This is a genomic window from Corynebacterium sp. HMSC061H03 (assembly GCF_001838215.1).
GTDB lineage: Bacteria > Actinomycetota > Actinomycetes > Mycobacteriales > Mycobacteriaceae > Corynebacterium > Corynebacterium jeikeium_D.
In genome coordinates this window covers 57,113-76,303 of the sequence record NZ_KV836066.1, presented here as the reverse complement: position 1 = coordinate 76,303, position 19,191 = coordinate 57,113, and the positions used below count along the sequence as shown (strand labels likewise).

The window sequence follows — 19,191 nt, the reverse complement described above, 5'->3', positions numbered from 1 at the left end:
CGCCCGGAGCTGCCCACTGCTAGTGAGGCCTGCGTGGCGCATGCACGAGCTCGACCTGTACGAGCGTGACTTTCTCTGCGCGCACGAGCGCTTCAAACAGCGACAGATAGTAATTCCACATCCTCCGGAACACTCTGTCGTAGCCGATACCAGCGGCTTCGCGCGCATGCGCCGCAAAGAAATCTCGCTGGAGCTGCAAGGTCGTCGCGAAGTGCGCCGGAATGTACTCTTCCGCCGCGATGCGCAGGCCGGTTTCCCGGTCCACCATCTTGCGCAGCTCTTCCATGGTGAAAAGCTGCAGCTGCGGCCACACGTAAGCGCGTACGAGGTCCAAGCTGCGCTCGGCGAGCGCATCGAATTTGTCCGTCGCTACCACCATTTGGACGACGATGGTGCCGCGGTCGACAAGCAGACGCTCGGCGCTCTTCAGCCAGCGCAGCGCACCTGCACGACCGAAGGTCTCCAGACGCCCGACGTTGATAACCGCCTCGAAGTCGGACTCGAATTCGCGTGGCGACGGAATGTTGCGATCCATCTGGATCACATCGACCGCGCCGCGCAATCCGGCTTTTTCCACCCGTTCCAGCACCGTTTCGGTGTGGTCATCAGAGACGGTAATAACCTCCGCGCCCGCTCCCCTTTCTGCAGCTCGAAGGGCAATTTCTCCGCCTGCCGACGGCCATTCGGCGACACGGTCGCCGGCCCGGACTCGAGCCAGATCGAGGATGTGCTCAATATTGCGCACTTGAGCATGCAGAAAATCGGCACGCGCGACGGATTTCGGGGCATCGACATAAGTCACGTCAACTGACCAGTGCGAGGGAACCCCACCCTTGCCAGCACCACGGGCATAGTTTTGAATCTGTTCCCGCGACGAGGTTCGCACTCCGGAGGCGAACAGGCCGGAACCGCCCATCAGCAATTCGCCGGAATAGAGCTCCAGCAATGAGGTCGGCAACTCTCCCGCCATATCTGGCCCATCGAGACGCGGACGTGAACGCGCGACTTTCATCAGACCACGTGCCAGCGGCCCCAACGAAGCAATATCAAGCTCGGCGCTGAGCAGTCGGCTGAGAAGCTCTGGCAAATCATCACTGGACCATTCGCCCGCGAGATAGGCCTCCCCCAATCCGAGCCATTCTGAATCAGCTAGTCGAGAATAGAAAACAGGATCAATGACGCTGAAAATGACTGGACGAAACGATTCAGAACTAGTGGGAGATTCACTGCCGCCGCTAGAGCTGGCACCACCGACTCCGTCGATAGCCAAATCGGCGTCACCCGTCGACCGAGTAATGAAGGACTCTCCGACAAACTCACCGGATTCGACCAGTTCAATGCCGTTGTCCTGGCAGAGCCGCTCAAAAGAGCGTTCCACCATTTCGGCACGTTTCGCTAGGAAACGCCCCTCTGGAATACGCGCAACCCGAGGCCATCGCTCTGCGTCAATTGCCTGTCGGCTTGCCGAATTCACCCTGCCCGAACCTCCTAACAATCGCGCCGCATAAAGGTACGAATAACGAACTGAGTTTGCTCTCGAAGCCTACCGCGCAGGGACCCAGAATAGGCGGTGGCGCACCGAGAGGATTACTATTGTGGCTTGCCGGCTAAAAGCCGAATCTAAAACTTCGAGAACTTTCAAGTCTGTGAGGAGAAAATACATGACCGAGACTCCGTACCGCCCGCACTCCGGACGCCCGCACGTGGTCGTCATCGGTTCGGGTTTCGGTGGCTTGTTCGCGGCGAAGAAGTTGCAGGGCGCCGAGGTCGACGTCACTCTCATCGACCGCACTAACCACCACCTGTTCCAGCCACTGCTCTACCAGGTAGCAACGGGCATCCTGTCCTCGGGCGAAATCGCTCCGTCCACTCGTACGATCTTCGACGGTGTTCAGAACGTTCGTGTTGTCAAGGGCGATGTCACCGACATCGACGTCGAAAAGCAGGTTGTGACTTCGGAACTGGGTCACCAGACTTCCAAGTGGGAATACGATCACCTCCTGGTTGCCGCTGGCGCTGGCCAGTCCTACTTCGGCAATGATCACTTTGCCGAGTTTGCTCCGGGCATGAAGAACATCGACGACGCACTCGAAATCCGTGCCCGCATCATCGGCGCGTTTGAGCGCGCCGAGCTGACCGACGATCCGGCTGAGCGCGAGCGCCTGCTGACCTTCGTCGTTGTCGGCGCTGGTCCGACCGGTGTTGAGCTTGCTGGCCAGCTGGCCGAGCTGGCTAACCGCACCCTCGCATCGTCCTACCGCAGCTACAACCCGCACGCTGCACGCGTCGTCCTGCTCGACGGTGCACCGCAGGTTCTGCCGCCGTTTGGCAAGCGTCTGGGCCGCAAGGCTCAGAAGTCCCTGGAGAAGATGGGCGTCATCGTCAAGTTGGGCGCGATGGTGACTGACGTCAATGAAGAGGGCGTCACCTACAAGAACATGAAGGATGGAACCGAGGAGTTCATCCCGTCGTTCTGCAAGATTTGGTCCGCCGGCGTGTCCGCTTCCCCGCTGGGCAAGATGATTGCCGAGCAGACTGGCGCCGAGACCGACCGCGCTGGCCGTGTCGTTGTCAACGAGGACATGACAGCTGGTGACTACAAGAACGTCTACGTCGTGGGCGACATGTCCAACCGCGAGAACCTGCCGGGTGTTGCTCAGGTTGCTATTCAGGGTGGCGAGTACGTCGCCGCCAACATTGCAGCTGAGGCCGACGGCCGCGATGTCGCTGAGCGTCAGCCGTTCGAGTACTTCGATAAGGGCTCCATGGCAACCGTCTCCCGCTTCTCCGCAGTGGTGAAGATGGGCAAGGTTGAGGTCACCGGCTTCATCGGCTGGATTCTGTGGCTGGCCGTCCACCTGATGTTCCTGGTGGGCTTCCGCAACCGCCTCGTCTCCTGCGTCAGCTGGGGCCTGAACGTCCTGGACCGCAACCGTTGGCAGATGGTTTCCACCCGCCAGCAGATGTACGCACGCAACGCCATCGACCGCCTGGCCGAGTTCAACAAGGACAAGGCTGAGCAGGATCTGCCGCTGGAGGTTCGCGACACTCGCCGCGAGCACCGCGCAAAAAGGAACAAGTAGTTAACTTGCAGGTGGCCAGATTAGAAAACAGCTAATCACGACAAGCCACCTGCGAGCTTCCTACCAGGCCCGTTACCACCTATAACGATTTGCTACAACGGCTTGTCGAGTACCGCAATTCGTAGGTTGGTGCGGGCCAGCAGTTTTTCATCTGCCTTGCGGGTGTGCTCAATACGCCACAGTTGCATGGTGCGCCCCAGGTACTCTGGCTCCGCCGTGGTAACGATTACCTCGCCAGCTCGGGCGGAGCGGTAAAAATCGGTGTTGTTGTTCACACCGACGACCGGCTTCTTCGCACCGCAGGCAACGAAACCAGCAATAGAGCCAGCAGTCTCACCTAGCGAGCAATAAACACCGCCATTGGCTAGGCCCCACGGTTGCAGGTGGTCGGGCCCGACCTCGAGCTCCATCTGAATTCGCTCCGGCCCGACATGGACAAACTTCGTGCCCAGCAAGGTATCTAGACCGCCGATTCCGTTATCGCCCAAGGTGCTGTTAAAAACAGCCAGCTCCTCATCGCTCAGCGCTTCCTGGCTAGCCTTCATCGCCAGCGTCATATAATCGCGCAGCGCCTTCCTCTTCGCCTGCTCGGCGGCGGAAGCTGCAGAGTTAGAGTCCTGTGAACTGCCATTATTCGCAATAGTCTCGTCAGTCATGCCAAACATTGTGCCAGCGCACGCCATCACTCGTGGCAGTTTCAACGTTAAAAGCAGTAACAATTTCTGAGTCCCAGATACAACGAACCCCGGCCAGGCTTTAAGATGGTGGGCATGACCGATAACAATGAACTCGCACAAATTGGTGTCGTCGGGCTCGCCGTCATGGGCTCGAATATCGCACGCAACTTCGCCCACAAGGGACACACCGTTGCCGTGTACAACCGCAGCCCGGAGAAAACTCGCACCCTCATCGCTGAACACGGTGATGAAGGCTCATTCATCCCGTCCGAGACCATTGAAGAGTTCGTCGCTTCGCTGGAGCGCCCGCGTCGCGCTCTGATCATGGTTCAGGCAGGTGCCGCTACTGATGCGGTCATCGATCAGCTTGCCGACGTGATGGAGCCCGGCGACATCATCATTGATGGCGGTAACTCGCTTTACACGGACACCATCCGTCGCGAGAAGGCTATCCGCGCCCGTGGCCTACACTACGTTGGCACTGGTATTTCCGGTGGTGAAGAAGGTGCTCTGACTGGCCCATCCATTATGCCGGGTGGAACGAAGGAGTCCTACGAGTCCCTCGGCCCGCTGCTGGAGTCCATCTCCGCTCACGTTGATGGCGTTCCGTGCTGTACTCACATTTCCTCCGATGGCGCTGGCCACTTTGTAAAGATGGTCCACAACGGCATCGAGTACGCGGATATGCAGGTCATTGGCGAGGCCTACCACCTGCTGCGCGAAGCTGCTGGCCTCACCCCTGCCGAGATTGCAGATATCTTCCGCGAGTGGAATAAGGGCGACCTGGATTCCTACCTGGTCGAGATCACCGCTGAGGTTCTCTCTCAGGTCGATGAGAAGACAGGCAAGCCGCTGGTGGATGTCATCGTTGATGCTGCTGGTCAGAAGGGCACCGGCCGTTGGACGGTCAAGGCCGCTTTGGACTTGGGCATTCCAGTAACTGGTATTGGCGAGGCCGTGTTCGCTCGCGCCCTGTCGTCTTCCCTTGCTCAGCGTGAGGCTGCCCGCAACCTGCCGTCGGGAAGCCTGGCTAAGGCTCCGGAAGATCGCGATGCTTTTGTGGAGCGCGTCCGTAAGGCGCTCTACGCTTCCAAAATCATTGCCTACTCGCAGGGCTTTGATGAGATTAACGCTGGCGCCAAGGAGTACGGCTGGGAAATCGACCGCGGTGCGCTGGCGACCATCTGGCGTGGTGGCTGCATCATCCGCGCACAGTTCCTGAACCGCATCAAGGAAGCGTACGACCGCAATCCGGAGCTGCCGGCGCTGGTACTCGACGAGTACTTCCGTGACCAGGTCACCGAGTGCCTCGACGCGTGGCGCGACGTTGTCGTCACTGCAGCACAGATGGGTATCCCGGCTCCGGTGTTCTCCTCCTCGCTGGCGTACTACGACGGCCTGCGTGCGGAGCGTCTGCCGGCAGCACTGGTTCAGGGGCAGCGTGACTACTTCGGTGCACACACTTACCAGCGTGTTGACCGCGAGGGTGCTTTCCACACCCTCTGGTCTGGCGACCGCTCCGAGGTTGAAGCGTAGTCGTGAAGTCTGTCGCTTCACACTCTTGAAGTTAAAAGGGGTCTGAGATGCCATTTCCCAAGAAGGCAAAGCCTGATTTTGTGCCACGAGTTCTTTCCATCGCCGGCACAGACCCAACAGGTGGCGCTGGGCTCCATGCCGATTTGAAATCAATCGCCGCCGCCGGTGGTTATGGCATGGGCGTGGTCACAGCTTTGGTATCTCAGAACACCGTGGGCGTTCGCGCCGTCCACACCCCACCTGTTGACTTCCTCGTCGAGCAGCTGGCTGCTGTGACCGAGGATGTCACCATCGACGCGGTGAAGATTGGCATGTTGGGTTCACGCGAACTCACGCAGGCCGTCACCAACTGGGTTCGGGAGACCAAGCCAGCCGTGGTTGTTCTCGATCCGGTTATGGTCGCCACCTCTGGCGACCGTCTGCTTGACGAAGATGCCATGGACGCAATGCGCGACTTGGTCGCGGAAGCTACCGTCATCACGCCGAATGTTCCCGAACTGGCATTGCTTGCCGACGCCCCGGAAGCCAGCGACTTCACTGAGCTGATTGAACAGGCACTGGAGTTCGCGAGCAAAAACGATGTCATCGTGATTGCAAAGACTGGTCACTTAAGTGATGAGGAAGCCGGCAATGCCGTGGCCTTCCCCGATGGCCAGGTTTTCTTCAGCTCTTCTCCCCGCATTCACACTGAGAACACCCATGGCACGGGTTGTTCGCTGTCCGCAGCTCTTGCCACACGGATTGGTGGGGGCTCTGCGATTAATGATGCCCTGCGCTGGACTACACGCTGGCTCAGCGAGTCCATTCGTTTCGCGGATAACCTCAACGTCGGCCAGGGGCACGGCCCCATTGACCACGGCCACAGGGCTCGTCGCCTGGAAAAGGTCGCGCTTCGCCGAATGCAACCAGTGCATCTGAACTCCAGTTTTTACCCGGAGGCCATCGAAGGCACTGACACTGAGCAGCCGCCGAAGGAGCTGGAATCTTTCTTCGGCCACTCACTCCAGATTGCTCCGGCTGGTCCTTTTACTTCCCAGCTGTGGCAGGACATCGAGGACATCGTTGCCGAGATTGGCGGAATGTTCAGCGTCCCCACGATGCTCCGCGGCGACCTTTCCTCGGAAGAAACCAACTTCTTCGTAGCGCAAGAGGCCTGGTACTTGCACCAGGTTTTCCCAGTCCTGTCGCATCTGGCAACCAAAGCACCCTGCCCGAAGGAACAGGTTCTGTGGTCGTCACTCGCACAGGAAGCCCTGGTGCGTGCGTTGGAATTGAGCAATAACGCGCTGGAAGAGACTTCTTCGGCGCTCGAGGACATCGAGCCGACAACCATCACACAGCTTTTGCTGGATGTGCATTCTTCCTGTAGCGCTTTCAATCCATATCGGGTCGCCGTAACCAGTATCGTCGCCGAAATGTGGATTGCAACCGAATTGACTCTGCAAGGAAAATCGCTGGTTGATGAGGATTCCGCGATCGCGAACTGGGTGGAGGTGTATTCCGACCCCGAGTATGTTGACAGTGTTCAGCAGGCTCTCGAGGTTCTTGAAGAGAATATGTCCACGGCCAGCGATGCGGAGCTTAAATCCATCCGCAACATCTTCCGTCGAGCCGCTGTGCTTGAGCGCGAGGCCTATGCGCAACCCGGTCGCGGTTGGTAAATCTCATGGGCCGGTAGTTTTCCAGTTCACCGGACGTGCCTATTGCATGGCAGTCCGGGGATAGCGGTATTCTAACAAGCATGCCCCCTCCTGCTGAGTCCAGTGATTTCAGACAGTTGGGCACGCCGGAAGCAATTGTGAGTATTCTGCGTGCCCAGCACATAACTTCGCCCACCGCCGTGCAGGTGGCGACTTTGCCAGATGCTTTCGCTGGCAAGGACGTTCTTGCGCAGGCCCCTACAGGCTCGGGCAAAACGCTCGCATTCGGCATTCCGCTGGTCGCGTTACTCAATAACGCCTCTCCAGCGCTTCCCGGTTACCCGCGCGCGCTAATTATTTCGCCAACGCGCGAACTCGCAGATCAGATTGCTGATGTCCTGGCTGACATCGGTGCCGCTGCAGGTCTGCGTGTCTTGAGCTTGGTCGGCGGTGATTCCGTGGCCAAGCAGCAGACTCTGCTCGCGGCACCAGTCGATATCGCTGTGGTCACACCGGGTCGCGCACACGATTTGCGCCGCCGCGGTCTACTCAGCCTTGAGCACGTCCTCGCTGTCGTCGTCGACGAAGCGGACATGCTCGCTGACATGGGCTTTCTGCCCGATGTTCTGGGCCTGGTCCGTGCGTGCCCGAAGTCGGCACAGCGCATGGTCTTTTCCGCCACGATTAACGACGACGCCGCGGGGCTTATTCGCGATCGTCGCGCAAGTAGCACTGAAGTTGCGAAGCACAAGGTCACTGCCTCCCGGTTGACCATGCGCAATATGCGGCATCTGTTACTTCGGGTGGAGGACAACAACGAAGCCGACGAAGTGGTCGCCTGGATTGCCTCCCGCAAGGATCAGTGCGTCATCTTCGCCAACTCTAAGGCGCGTGTCGTGCAGCTGGCTAAGTTTCTACAGTTCTACGACATCAAGTTAGGTTTCCTCCACGGCGATCGTGGCCAGGCAACTCGTCGCGCGGTCCTCAAGGCCTTTGCCGAGGGTGAAATCAATGTCCTCGTCACCACGGATGTGGCCGCTCGTGGCATTGATATCGATGCTCTTGACTTGGTTGTGCACGCGGATCCGCCAAGGGATTCCGCGACGTATATTCACCGCTCGGGTCGGACGGCTCGTGCAGGTGCTTCCGGCACGGTAGCGATGATTGTGCGTGACCGCCAGGTTGATCAGGCCCGCGAACTGCTGTCAGGGGCCGGCGTTGAAGCTGAAGAGCTGCGTGCCGCTCCGGGACTGCCGCGATTTGTCAAGGAACTGGGCGCACGACGTCCGCGCCGGGCTCGTCAAGATCAGAGCCAATCGACAGGCGGTGCTAGTGGTGCCGGTTACCGCGGGCGCGGCGGTCCGTCGGCAAACGGAAAGAATCGTGCTGGCGGTCGCGTACACCGCCCCAAGCGAGGGAAAAAGAAGAAGAGATAATCAGTGGATATTGTTCTCAATATTGTCGCGGTTGTCGGCTTTATCGCGCTAACCGCTGGCACCGGCCTCTTTGTGGCGTTTGAATTCGCGCTGACGGGACTGGAGCGGTCTACGATTGACGCCGACCGCGCCCGTTCAGCGGATGCGCCTGCTGAGGCCGTTCACAAGGCACATAATCGACTGTCCTTCCATCTCTCCGGTGCACAGCTGGGCATTACGTTGACCACGCTGGCAACTGGTTTCCTCGCGGAACCGGTGCTGGCGCAGTACTTCACGCCGATGTTGCATTGGATGGGGCTCAGCGAGTCTGCAGCGGGACCGACCGCACTGATTCTTGCGCTCATTGTGGCCACGATGTTGTCGATGGTCTACGGCGAGTTGGTGCCAAAGAATGTCGCGATTACAGAGCCGTTGGCAGTAGCGCGAGTTACGGCTCGTCCGGTGATGGCGTTTAACTGGGTGTTCCATTACTTCATCCATTCGCTGAATGCCACGGCGAACTGGCTGGTGCGCAAGCTCGGTATTGAACCGGCGGATGAGTTGGCTTCGGCGCGTTCCCCGCAGGAGCTGGAAGCACTGGTACGTAATTCTGCGGAGCAGGGTGCATTGGATGAGTCGAAGGCCGCTGTACTCGAGTCGTCGTTACGCTTTGGCGAAACGACGGCGGAGGACCTCATGACGCCGCGGTCGACGATTACCTCCCTCGATGTCGATGACACGGCGCTGGATCTGCTGGCTGTCGCTATCGAATCGGGGCATTCCCGCTTCCCCATTACTGACGGGGACCTCGATGCCACTGTCGGTGTTGTCCACGTCAAGGACGCATTTGCGGTGCCTGCGGCGAAGCGCTCAACCACCACCATGCGGGAGATTGCACGGCCTGTGCCGACGCTGCCGCAGTCGCTGGACGGCGATGCCGTACTGGAGGCCGTGCGTTCGGCCGGTTCGCAGATTGCGCTGGTCGCGGACGAGTACGGCGGCATCGCCGGCATTGTCACCATCGAGGATGTCGTCGAGGAAATTCTTGGCGAGGTCTGGGATGAGTACGACGACAAGGAGTCCGAGCAGGAAGTCAAACGCGCGATCGAAGGCTGGAACTGCTCTGGCCTTGTGCGTACCGACGAGCTGCCGACCAAGGTCGGATACTTCGCCCCAGAAGGTAGCTTCGAAACGCTCGGTGGATTGATTATGTTTGCGCTCGGTCGCATCCCGGAGGTCGGTGACGTCGTCCTGCTGCCAGAGACCGAACGCGATTTCATGGACGAGTTCGAATCGGGTATCGCCGGACGCTGGTACGCCCGCATTCTGGCGATGGATGACCGCCGCGTGGACCGTGCAATTTTGATTCCTGTGACCAACGAACGCGCTAAGGAGATGTTCAACCTATGAGTGACTGGTTTGGAATCCTCCTGACTTTCTTCTTGTTGTTGGTCAACGCGTTTTTCGTGGGCGCGGAGTTCTCACTTATTGCTGCGCGCCGTGACCGTTTGGAAGCGCTGCTGGCTCAGGGAAAGAAGCGCGCACGCACAGTTATCAATGCTTCTGAGCACCTGTCGATGATGCTCGCCGCCGCACAGCTGGGCATCACCATTGCCTCGCTACTGCTGGGTAAGGTCTCTGAGCCGGCGCTGGCACATCTGCTGGAAGCTCCCTTCCAGGCGATGGGTATTCCGGAGTCGCTGCTGCACCCGCTGAGCTTTGCCATCGCATTGATGCTGGTGTCAGTGCTGCACATCATGCTCGGTGAGATGGTGCCGAAGAATATCGCGCTGGCAGGACCGGAAACGATGGCCATGCTGCTTATTCCTGTTCACATGGTCTTCTACCGCTTGACCAAGCCGCTGTTGCTGCTGTTTAACTGGATGGCTCGCCATACGCTTAAGCTGTTCGGCATTGAGCAGCGCGATGAGCTCGACACCACTGTCGATTCCACTGAGTTGGCATCGATGATTGCGGAGTCTCGTCAAGAGGGGCTCCTTGACAGCGAGGAGCACGTCCGCCTTCGTCGCACACTGGCTTCGGCCACGCGCACCATTGAGGAGGTACTGATTCCGCACGAGCAAATTCGGCGCCTCCCCACCGCACCGACTGTGGGCGACCTAGAGACGGCGGTCACCGAAACTGGTTTCTCCCGGTTCCCCGTCGCTGCGGCCAACAATGAGCCCAACGAGTACCGCGGCTATGTTCACGTGAAAGATGTCCTCGACCGCGTCATGGACCCTGCCTCCGGCCCAGAGACAGCCATCCCCGATGACGAGATTCGCCCGATGATCGAGATTCCGATCGATGCCACGCTGGATGAGGGATTGCGCATCATGCGCCGCTACAGCGCCCACATGGCAGTGGCTGTACGCGCTCGCATGCCAAAGCCGCACCTGCGCGCAAACGCCCCGGCAAGTATCGCGCCGAAGACCGGTGCTTTCTCCGGCGCGGAGCAGATCGGCATCGTGGCTCTGGAGGACCTCATCGAGGAGCAGGTCGGTGTCGTGCGCGACTGGACCCACGAGGTCTCCCCACGTCGCAGCGGTGCACCAAAGCAGCACTCGACCGTGAACCAGCCCCGGACCCGACCGGGCACCACGCAGGGACGACAGCAGTGACACCTACACCCGATTCGTCTTTCGATTGGCGTGAAGCCAAAGCAAGGCATATCGCCCGCGTCGATATCCTGACCCGCGACCACCTGTCCCGTCGCAGTCGCGGCCAGCGCCACCCGGTCTGGGACTTCATCTTCGAGTACTACCCCGTTAAACCCGGCCAACTCCGCCGCTGGTCACCGGGCATCGGCGTAGATCTTCCCGGTGCGACAGCCAAGGACATCAGTCACCTGAAGTTCTTTACCCTCGACACGGGCAGCGCTACCGACAGTCCTGCCAGCAAGGACCCCACCGATACCGCCTCTGGGACGGCGCGCATGGATGTTTCGGCGTACGTCGATAAGCGAGGTACGACGGTGGCGTACATCGGCAATCTGTTGCGTTCGACGCGCGCGAATCCGGCGCACTTTGACTGCTTTGGTCTGCATGAATGGGCGATGGTATATCGCCAGCCCGAGCATCGTCATCCGGAGCCACTGCGGCTGGGTCAGGCAGGCACGGACGAGGTCGTCGAGGCTCACACGGTTCGGTGTACGCACTTCGATGCCTTCCGTTTCTTCACGCCCGACGCCGTGCCGCTCAACGAGTTTGCCCCGACGCGCGAGACGCAGCCGCACTGTGAGCAGATGGGTTGTCTGCACGCCAACATGGACTTGTCTAAATGGGCGACCAAGCTCGGCGAGGCGGTCCCCGGCGACCTGTGGCTGGATACTTTCGAGCTCGCGTGCAGTGCCCGTGAGTTGGATATGCGCGCCGCTCCCTACGATCTGCGGGATTGGGGTTTTGCGCCTATTCGCATCGAAACGCCCGAGGGCAAGGCCGAGTACGTCCGCCGCCAGCGTGAGCTCAGCGCGCGTGCCGATGTTCTGCGCGGCCGTCTTCTCGAAGTGGTAGATGTCGCATTGTCCACGCAGTAAAGTTGGCAGGAGTTACGTGCGCGTTTGTGCTTTACGACGAGGTCTGCTGCGAGTCGACAGTGCCGAGCACACTCAGCAAAGAAAGGGCTAGAACGACATGGGACGACACGCCTCGGGTGAGAACAACTATCGAGTGGCTAAGGGGCCTTTTATTGCCGTCTTGGTCGTAATTGTTCTGGTGGCTGCGATTTTTGCCTGGGTTAATCTGCGCAAGAGCAACGATTCGTCGATTGATGCTGACCGTGCACGGTGTACGAAGGGTGACCTGACGCTGGTGGTGACCGCTGATCCTGCTGCGGTGGGCTCGGCACAGAAACTTGTGCAGGACTATGGCGAGTCGAATCCCGTGGTGAGGGACTTCTGTGTGCGGCCACAGATTACGGTGGCGGGCTCGCAGGAGGTTGTGAACGCCCTGTCTGAGGCTGGCGGTGCTGAAGCTGGTGAGGGAGCTCCGGAGGACCCCGCTGCGGATGAAGCTGGTACAGGAATTATGACTCCGGGCGTCTGGATTCCCGCCGATATCTCTTTCGTGGACCAGGCGAAGAACTCGGACAAGGTCAAGGTCAACAACCCCAAGACGTGGTTGCCGCCGATTGCCAGCGGCGTGGCCTTCACAACCAATCGTGCTGACCAGCTGAACAACGCCACTTGGGAAGAGCTTGCGGGATTGCGCGTGGCCGCCCCCGGTGGCTCCGACGCGGCACTGTCGGCCGTGATTAGTGCTCGACTTGGCGGTGGCCCGGATGTCGCTCGCGAACGCGCGGGCTTGGGTGAGGTCTACACCTCCAATACTCTGCTGACCATGCTCAGCCAGAACGTCGCTGATTTCGACGGCGTGGCCGCGACCCAGCCCATGTTGCAGATGGCCGGCGAGGGGCTGAAGCTGGTCTCCCCTGCGGATGCACCCCAGTTGCACGCGCCAGTTGTCACCTTTGGCTCCGGCGGCAAGATCGACGAGAACACGGCTCGCGCAGCTGAGGACTTCCGGAACTTCGCAGCAGATCATGGGGCCGACGGCGAAGCTGCTGAGAGCACTTTCAGCCCTGAAGTAGCGGAGAACTTTGGGGTGCTCTCGCAGATTCAGACGGATTCTTTTGCGCTGCCGCCAGCACTGGAGCAGCCGGACGCGCAACAGCCCGCAACTGCGGTGGGTTCGGCGCTCCTGCTCGCTGACACCTCCGAGGGCGTCGATGTTGGGGCGCTATCTGCGGCACTTTCCGGCGCTATCGATGCGGCACCTGGCGGCCGATACGGCCTGTGGACATTCGCACCCGAGGTGAACCGCCTCGCGGAACTTCCCGCGCCCGATGACGAGGCCAACAATGGCGCGGACGCCGTAAAGGGTTCGCTGGCCGAACTTCCGGCTGGTGGTGAGGCACAGTTCTGGCCAGCGCTTATCGATGCCTACCAGTCCGCCCGCGACACCTACTCCCCGGACAAGCCCAACCGTCTCGTCGTGCTCACCTCGGGGCGCGATGCCTCGGGCGCCGATGCCGCCGAGTCCGTCGAGAGGATCAAGGAACTCATTAGCCCAGACCGCCCGGTAACGATTGAGGTCATCGTGCTTCCCGACGGCGACAGCTCCAGCCCCGAGCTGCAGGAGGTGGCAAATATGACCACTGGCTCTCTGCGCATTGCGGCCGACTACGGCGATGGCCTGGCCTCTCAGTTGGCTGCGGCTATCGGTACGGAGTAAGTAGCAAAAAACCGCCTCCATCTGGTCCAACCTCGGGAGAGGAGGAACGGAACCAGTTGTGGAAGGCGGTTTTCGTTTAGTTTGTTTCGCTTCTTTGAGCGGCAGCCGTAGCAGCGACGCCGCTATTCAGCCGTATCGTTGGCGGTTACCGTATCTGTTGGCTGTTAGGAGATGCGACGGCGACGACGCTCAGCCAGCTCGTCGATGCCAGTGCCTGGGTTCTCCTGAGTACCGTCGATACGCTCGGACGGGAAGGAGGCGATGGTGCCAGTCAGTTCCTTCATAATGCCCGGGACAGCAATGCCGAACACTCCCTGGCCACCGTTGAGCAGGTCGATGACCTCTTCATTGGAGCGGCACTGGTAGACGGTGCGACCGTCGGAAACCAGAGTGATGGTAGCCAGGTCATCGACGCCGAGGTCGCGCAGGCGGTCGACAGCCAGACGGATGTTCTGCAGGGAAATACCGGTGTCCAGCAGTCCGCGGACAATCTTCAAAACGAGGATGTCGCGGAAGGAGTACAGACGCTGGGTACCCGAGCCCTTGGCGGTACGGATAGAAGGCTCCACCAGCTTGGTGCGTGCCCAGTAGTCCAGCTGGCGGTAAGAAATGCCCGCTACCTGACATGCGATGGGAACGCGGTAGCCAACCTGCTCGTCCGGTCCCATGTCGAACAGGGATTCCTGAACCGCGCGTGGCTCTTGCGAGTCCGACGCACGGAGCTCATTGTCGCCAAAGAGCGAACCGCTGTTGTCGTCGACCATATAAATTCTCCCGAGGTAGTTTCACTGCCGCTATTTATCTTTCGCCAAGGTTAATCGGCTGTCAATACATCACAGGACGACACGCCGAATCTCTAAACCTAAAGTTAAGGTTTAGAGTTTGGAGTCATAGTTTCCCCAGCTCAAGCACAACCCGGGAGAAAAACCGCAGGACGGGATGAAACCATAACTTACGAAAATTTACCCCTTTTATGGGGTCATTCAGCGACACGCCGGAGGAAATAAGCGCCACAACTATCTCAAAAGTAGCCAGCTATTCACTCCAGCCACACTGTTAACGGTCGGTATCGGAGGCCGAATCGGTGCCACTGTCGGCTTCTCCGTCAGACTTCTTATCCTCCGCATCACCATGCGGCTCGGCGAAGTAGTCAGCATCGATACTGTCGAGGAATTCCGCAAACTCCGACACCGATGCCTCGACAGAGTCGGTCTCCGACTCGTCGGCAAGCGAACCGCCATTGGTTGCGACGAGACGCGCCGCTACCGACGTGGCGTCGAGCACCTCGCGCGCAACATACAGCGGGACCTCAAGTTCCCTAGCGATAAGGATGAGGTCGGACGGGCGCATATCAATCTCTGCGCCACCTTCGAGCACCAGGTTGGCGATGAAAACGCCCTCATGCACGCCCGTAATCTGGCCGCGCAGGGCGCTCTGCCCCACCATGTCCAGCGTATCGACGAAGACCTCATGCATGCCCGGGCGACGCTGCGTAGCGCCGGTCTCACGGGCGGAGTACTCCGTCGCCGTCGCCAAATCAATCCAAATCGGGATAATCCGATTGGTCTCTTCGGCATGCAGGAGCAGCACTGGATCGTCCTCAGGAGGATGCGCCATCCAGTCTAGAAACTTGACTTCTACGAGTTTTTCGTCCATAACAGCGATAATTGTAGCGAGCCACTATTTACGCGGGACTACCGACTACTTCCCCAGGTCCTTGTTGACCTGGCGCTTGACCAAAGTGCCGTGCAGCGTGACCATCAGCGCAGTCATCTCACGGCCCATCTCCACAGCCTTCTGCTTGCCGCTAGCCGCACGCGACTTACTCAGCGGACTAGCAGCGAGCGACACCAAATCTGCCTCACGGGCCGCAGCGGTACGCACAGTTTTGAGGTGGCGGGCATCCAGGCCAAACTCAGCCAGCTTGACCGCCGTCTCAGTGATGAGCAGGTCATCGCCATCGAACATGTTCAGCGTGTCCGGAGTAATCAGACCGACTCGAACCAGTTCAGTGATGAACTTCTCGCTAGCGCCGGTGCGCTCTGCCAGCTCCGCCTGCGTCAGCGAGACCACTGCGGCTTCGCGGAACTGATCCGCCGTCACCAGCGGAGTGACCGATGCCAGCCCGTCGCCGCCAGCGTTGCCCGCATCAATTTCGTCGAGCTGCTCTTTAATAACCTTCAGCGGCAAGTAGTTATCGCGCTGAACGGTGAGAATGTAGCGCAGGCGGTCAATGTCCGCCTGGCTGTAGCGACGATATCCCGAGGAGCTACGCGACGGGCACAGCAGCCCCTCCGACTCGAGAAAACGAATTTTGGACAGCGTTACATCAGGGAACTCAACCTTGACTTCCTTCAGCACAGCACCGATGGTCTTCTTCTTGCCCACCGAGCGTGCTTGCTTCGCAGTGCTTTCCGACGAAGTCGGCTGCGAAACTGCTGATTTGCGTACTGCTGCCACTGGTCTTTTCCGAGCCTTTACAAAAATAAGGGGTTAATGCCGACTGGCGCCGACATTAACCGATGTCGAATTAGTTACCGATCAGGAAGACGAGGCGGAACTTACCGACCTGAACCTCGTCACCATTAGCCAGAACCGCGGAGTTCTTCGGCTCGCGGTTAACGTAGGTACCGTTCAGCGATCCCACGTCGACGACCTCGTAGGAGTCACCGTTCTTGCGGAACTCTGCGTGACGACGGGAAACAGTCACATCATCGAGGAAGATGTCGCTGTCCGGGTGACGACCAGCGGTGGTGACTGCCTGATCGAGCAGGAAACGCGAACCCGCATTTGGCCCCCGCTTGACAACCAAGAGTGCCGAGCCCGCCGGAAGTCCTTCAACACCGGAGACCGTGGAGTCCGTGTTAGAGCCGGACTCCATTTCCTTCAGCAAATCTGCACGGAAGACCGAGGTGGTCTCGACCGATGCCTCTGGCTGGCCGCTATTGCTAGTCATATCTTTCCCTCCGGGATAACCTTGGGCGATTTACTCGTTACTTTTTAGATAATAGCGCCCCAACCGCTTTCATGTTGTTATCTAATCCCAACCATGTTGTGACGCAGCTCACCGACAGGGTATGTACAACATGATTGATATGCGTAAATACCGACATCTGAGAGCTTTCTCTGTGGGTGTACCTAGGCCGGTCACCTGAGAAATATTTTCAAATTGTTACCAAACTTGTGGTTACGGCTTACCTAAACATCGCGGCAATCGAGCCGACGACCGAGCCACCACCATTGCTCAATGGGTTGTCGTTGACCATGTACGTCCACGTCGAGCTCGGGCGAGCAAGACCCGTGTCCTCCAGATGTGCGCCTTCGCCGTCGATTTCGACCTCCTGGAAGGTCTGCACCGACTCGGTAACGGCATTGTTCACCAGGTTCTTAAAGGCGCCGATGGCGGCGCGGTGGAACTCATCAATGGGGCTTTCCTTAGCCAGCGCGCGCAGGTGAATCGACTCCCGCAGGTCATCCAGATCCGCCAGGTGGTCTGACCATCCGCGATCCAGGTGGCTCAGCATGATTCCCCGGGCAGCATCCTCGGCGACATCGCGCCCGACTGCGGCTTCGACTTCCTTCGCCCGCGCCGATGCCAATTTGGACAGTTCTTCCCAGGCAGCATTCGTAGTCAGCAGTTTCTCTCGGCGCTCATCCAGAATCTCGCGCTGGTCACCGATGAGCTTGTTGTACTTCCACGTCGTCGCATGAATCGACAGCATGGTCGCCTCTGTCACTCGCTGTGCGCGGTCGATGAACTGGTAGGCCCTCTTATCGCGAACGCGGCCATCGTCCTCGGGAAGCACGTTCAACGTCTCGCCAGCAGCGCCCTCGGAAATCACCGGGTCATCCAGGGAGACAAAGAACACCGACGAGCCCGGATCGCCCTGGCGCCCGGCGCGGCCACGCAGCTGGTTGTCCAGTCGGTCAGTGCGGTGCTTGCCCAGGCCAATAACGCATAGTCCACCGCGTTCGACCACCGCATCTCGGTTGGATTCATCTGCCCCACCGAGGCGGATGTCGGTTCCTCGTCCGGCCATCTGGGTGGACACCGTCACGCGGCCAATATCGCCAGCATTGGCGATGACCTGGGCCTCCAGCTCGTCATTTTTCGCGTTCAGCACCGAGGATTCGATGCCGCGCAGGACCAGCGCATCGGCCAGGCGTTCCGATTCCGCCACGTCACGGGTGCCTACGAGTATTGGTCGACCAGTGCCGTTGAGTTCCACGACCTCGTCGACAAGCGCGGCGAACGCGTCGTCGGTGGTGGCGTAGATGCGGTCGGGCTCGTCGTCACGAATGCATGGGACGTTGGGTTCGATGACGGAGACGTGGAGTCCATAGAACTCGCGGAACTGGTCGCCCGCGGAGGTGGCGGTGCCGGTCATGCCGCAGGTGATGTCGTAGCGGCCGACGAGTTGCTGGATGGTCATGGAGTCGAGGATTCGGCCGCCCTCAGAGACCTGCAGTCCCTCCTTGGCCTCTACCGCTGCTTGCAGACCGTCCGGCCAGCGCTGCAGTTCCGCCACGCGTCCCTTCGAGGCGTCAATGAGCTGTACCTTGCCGTCGCGCACGATGTAGTCGACATCGCGCTGCAGCAGCTCGTGGGCGTGCAGTGCAACGTTGACCTGAACCAGAGTGGTACCGACATGTTCGGCGTCGTACAGCGAGCCGATGCCAAGCAGGCGTTCGACGCGTGCGGCGCCGGTATCGGTGAGGAAGACGTTGCGGCGGCCTTCGTCGACGGTGTAGTCGTCGCCGAGCTGCAGGCGACGCACCACGTCGGTGATCTGACCGGTCGGTGCGGTGCCCGGCTCATTGCCGGCAAGCACAAGCGGAACCAGCGCTTCATCCACCAACACGGAGTCGGCCTCGTCGATGATCGCGACATCAGCGGGCGACTGCACGCGGTCTTCGATGGCCGGCGCGCAGCGGTCGCGCAGAACGTCGAAGCCGAGTTCGTTGACGGCGGCGTAGACGATATCTGCCGCATACGCTTTACGACGCTCCCCCGGACCATCCTGCGGCGAAATAGCCGCCACCGAGAGCCCAAGGAACCCGAACAGCGGTTGCATCCACTGCGCGTCGCGGCCTGCGAGGTAGTCGTTGACAGTCACGGAATGCACGCGGTGACCACGCAGGGCGAACCCGGCTGCAGCCAGGGCGCCGGAGAGAGTCTTGCCCTCACCGGTGGCCATCTGGATAACGTCTCCCTCCATGAGCGCCAGTGCACCTTGCAGCTGCACATCGAAGGGGCGCATGGACAGGGTGCGCTGGGAGACTTCGCGGAGCGCAGCTAAAAGCTCCGGTGCGTCGGTGGCGTGTTGGCGGGTGAAGTCGGCGAGGCCGGCGTCGGAAAGCGCCTGTACCTGCGGCTCGAGCTCAGCGGCACGTGCCACCAGCCCTACGCTGCGTTTTTGGTTGCGCCCCTGCTTGCCGCTAAGAGCCTTCCAAAACCAATTAAACCCAGCCATCTTCTACCCTTCCTGCGCACGTGTGGTTGTCGGCGCGTTCTGACTCACCAGAGTAATCAATCTGGGCCGACCTTCGGAGTGTCAATCGCTGCCAGCGAATTTGCACCATATGTCTTTAGTCACATCTTGAGTTTG

15 protein-coding genes are annotated in these 19,191 nt (G+C 59.8%); 8 read left to right on the top strand and 7 right to left on the bottom strand.

The window, feature by feature from the left end; translation table 11 throughout:
* Positions 1 to 19: 19 nt before the first annotated feature.
* Positions 20 to 1,474, bottom strand: coding sequence for a class I SAM-dependent methyltransferase (locus HMPREF2787_RS05040; RefSeq protein ID WP_070858562.1), 1,455 nt, complete (start codon positions 1,472 to 1,474; stop codon positions 20 to 22).
* Between the two features lie 187 nt (positions 1,475 to 1,661).
* Between HMPREF2787_RS05040 and HMPREF2787_RS05035 the strand changes: the two genes are divergently transcribed.
* Positions 1,662 to 3,083, top strand: a complete 1,422-nt coding sequence (locus HMPREF2787_RS05035; protein WP_048734034.1) for an NAD(P)/FAD-dependent oxidoreductase — start codon at positions 1,662 to 1,664, stop codon at positions 3,081 to 3,083.
* Between the two features lie 92 nt (positions 3,084 to 3,175).
* On the opposite strand, the gene HMPREF2787_RS05030 is transcribed toward HMPREF2787_RS05035, so the two are convergent.
* Positions 3,176 to 3,739, bottom strand: a complete 564-nt coding sequence (locus HMPREF2787_RS05030) for a PaaI family thioesterase (protein WP_246824209.1) — start codon at positions 3,737 to 3,739, stop codon at positions 3,176 to 3,178.
* A gap of 105 nt (positions 3,740 to 3,844) precedes the next feature.
* Between HMPREF2787_RS05030 and gndA the strand changes: the two genes are divergently transcribed.
* From gndA to HMPREF2787_RS04995, 7 genes are all read left to right on the top strand, one after another.
* Positions 3,845 to 5,296 carry an NADP-dependent phosphogluconate dehydrogenase gene (gene gndA / locus HMPREF2787_RS05025; RefSeq protein ID WP_016422828.1) on the top strand — a complete coding sequence of 484 codons (1,452 nt, stop codon included), beginning with the start codon at positions 3,845 to 3,847 and terminating at the stop codon, positions 5,294 to 5,296.
* Positions 5,297 to 5,343: 47 nt separating this feature from the next.
* A complete protein-coding gene (locus HMPREF2787_RS05020) occupies positions 5,344 to 6,957 on the top strand; it encodes a bifunctional hydroxymethylpyrimidine kinase/phosphomethylpyrimidine kinase (protein WP_070858561.1) in 1,614 nt (537 codons plus the stop codon).
* An 80-nt stretch (positions 6,958 to 7,037) separates the two neighbouring features.
* The gene (locus HMPREF2787_RS05015) at positions 7,038 to 8,372 is read left to right on the top strand and encodes a DEAD/DEAH box helicase (protein WP_246824207.1); all 1,335 of its coding nucleotides are present in this window, start codon (positions 7,038 to 7,040) and stop codon (positions 8,370 to 8,372) included.
* Positions 8,373 to 8,375: 3 nt separating this feature from the next.
* Positions 8,376 to 9,761, top strand: a complete 1,386-nt coding sequence (locus tag HMPREF2787_RS05010; RefSeq protein ID WP_016422831.1) for a hemolysin family protein — start codon at positions 8,376 to 8,378, stop codon at positions 9,759 to 9,761.
* The gene (locus tag HMPREF2787_RS05005) at positions 9,758 to 10,972 is read left to right on the top strand and encodes a hemolysin family protein (protein ID WP_070858559.1); all 1,215 of its coding nucleotides are present in this window, start codon (positions 9,758 to 9,760) and stop codon (positions 10,970 to 10,972) included. Before HMPREF2787_RS05010 ends, HMPREF2787_RS05005 begins: the two co-directional genes overlap by 4 nt.
* On the top strand, positions 10,969 to 11,886 hold the full coding sequence (locus tag HMPREF2787_RS05000) for a 3-methyladenine DNA glycosylase (RefSeq protein WP_070858558.1): 918 nt from the start codon (positions 10,969 to 10,971) through the stop codon (positions 11,884 to 11,886). The genes HMPREF2787_RS05005 and HMPREF2787_RS05000 overlap by 4 nt, the downstream gene beginning before the upstream one ends.
* Before the next feature lie 97 nt (positions 11,887 to 11,983).
* Positions 11,984 to 13,582: a vWA domain-containing protein gene (locus HMPREF2787_RS04995; protein WP_070858557.1), complete on the top strand. Its 1,599-nt coding sequence runs from the start codon at positions 11,984 to 11,986 to the stop codon at positions 13,580 to 13,582.
* A gap of 164 nt (positions 13,583 to 13,746) precedes the next feature.
* Here HMPREF2787_RS04995 and HMPREF2787_RS04990 read toward each other — a convergent pair whose 3' ends face one another.
* The 5 genes from HMPREF2787_RS04990 to secA2 all read right to left on the bottom strand — a co-directional run bounded on the left by HMPREF2787_RS04990 (position 13,747) and on the right by secA2 (position 19,056).
* Complete coding sequence (locus HMPREF2787_RS04990; RefSeq protein WP_172620271.1) at positions 13,747 to 14,250, bottom strand: MerR family transcriptional regulator; 504 nt, start codon at positions 14,248 to 14,250, stop codon at positions 13,747 to 13,749.
* Positions 14,251 to 14,638: 388 nt separating this feature from the next.
* Positions 14,639 to 15,238: a bifunctional nuclease family protein gene (locus tag HMPREF2787_RS04985; protein WP_070858556.1), complete on the bottom strand. Its 600-nt coding sequence runs from the start codon at positions 15,236 to 15,238 to the stop codon at positions 14,639 to 14,641.
* Positions 15,239 to 15,283: 45 nt separating this feature from the next.
* Entirely contained in the window at positions 15,284 to 16,042 is a 759-nt protein-coding gene (locus HMPREF2787_RS04980; protein ID WP_016422836.1) for a transcriptional regulator FtsR, read from the bottom strand.
* Positions 16,043 to 16,112: 70 nt separating this feature from the next.
* A complete protein-coding gene (gene odhI / locus HMPREF2787_RS04975; protein ID WP_016422837.1) occupies positions 16,113 to 16,538 on the bottom strand; it encodes an oxoglutarate dehydrogenase inhibitor Odhl in 426 nt (141 codons plus the stop codon).
* Between the two features lie 238 nt (positions 16,539 to 16,776).
* Positions 16,777 to 19,056, bottom strand: a complete 2,280-nt coding sequence (gene secA2 / locus HMPREF2787_RS04970; protein WP_070858555.1) for an accessory Sec system translocase SecA2 — start codon at positions 19,054 to 19,056, stop codon at positions 16,777 to 16,779.
* Positions 19,057 to 19,191: the final 135 nt, after the last annotated feature.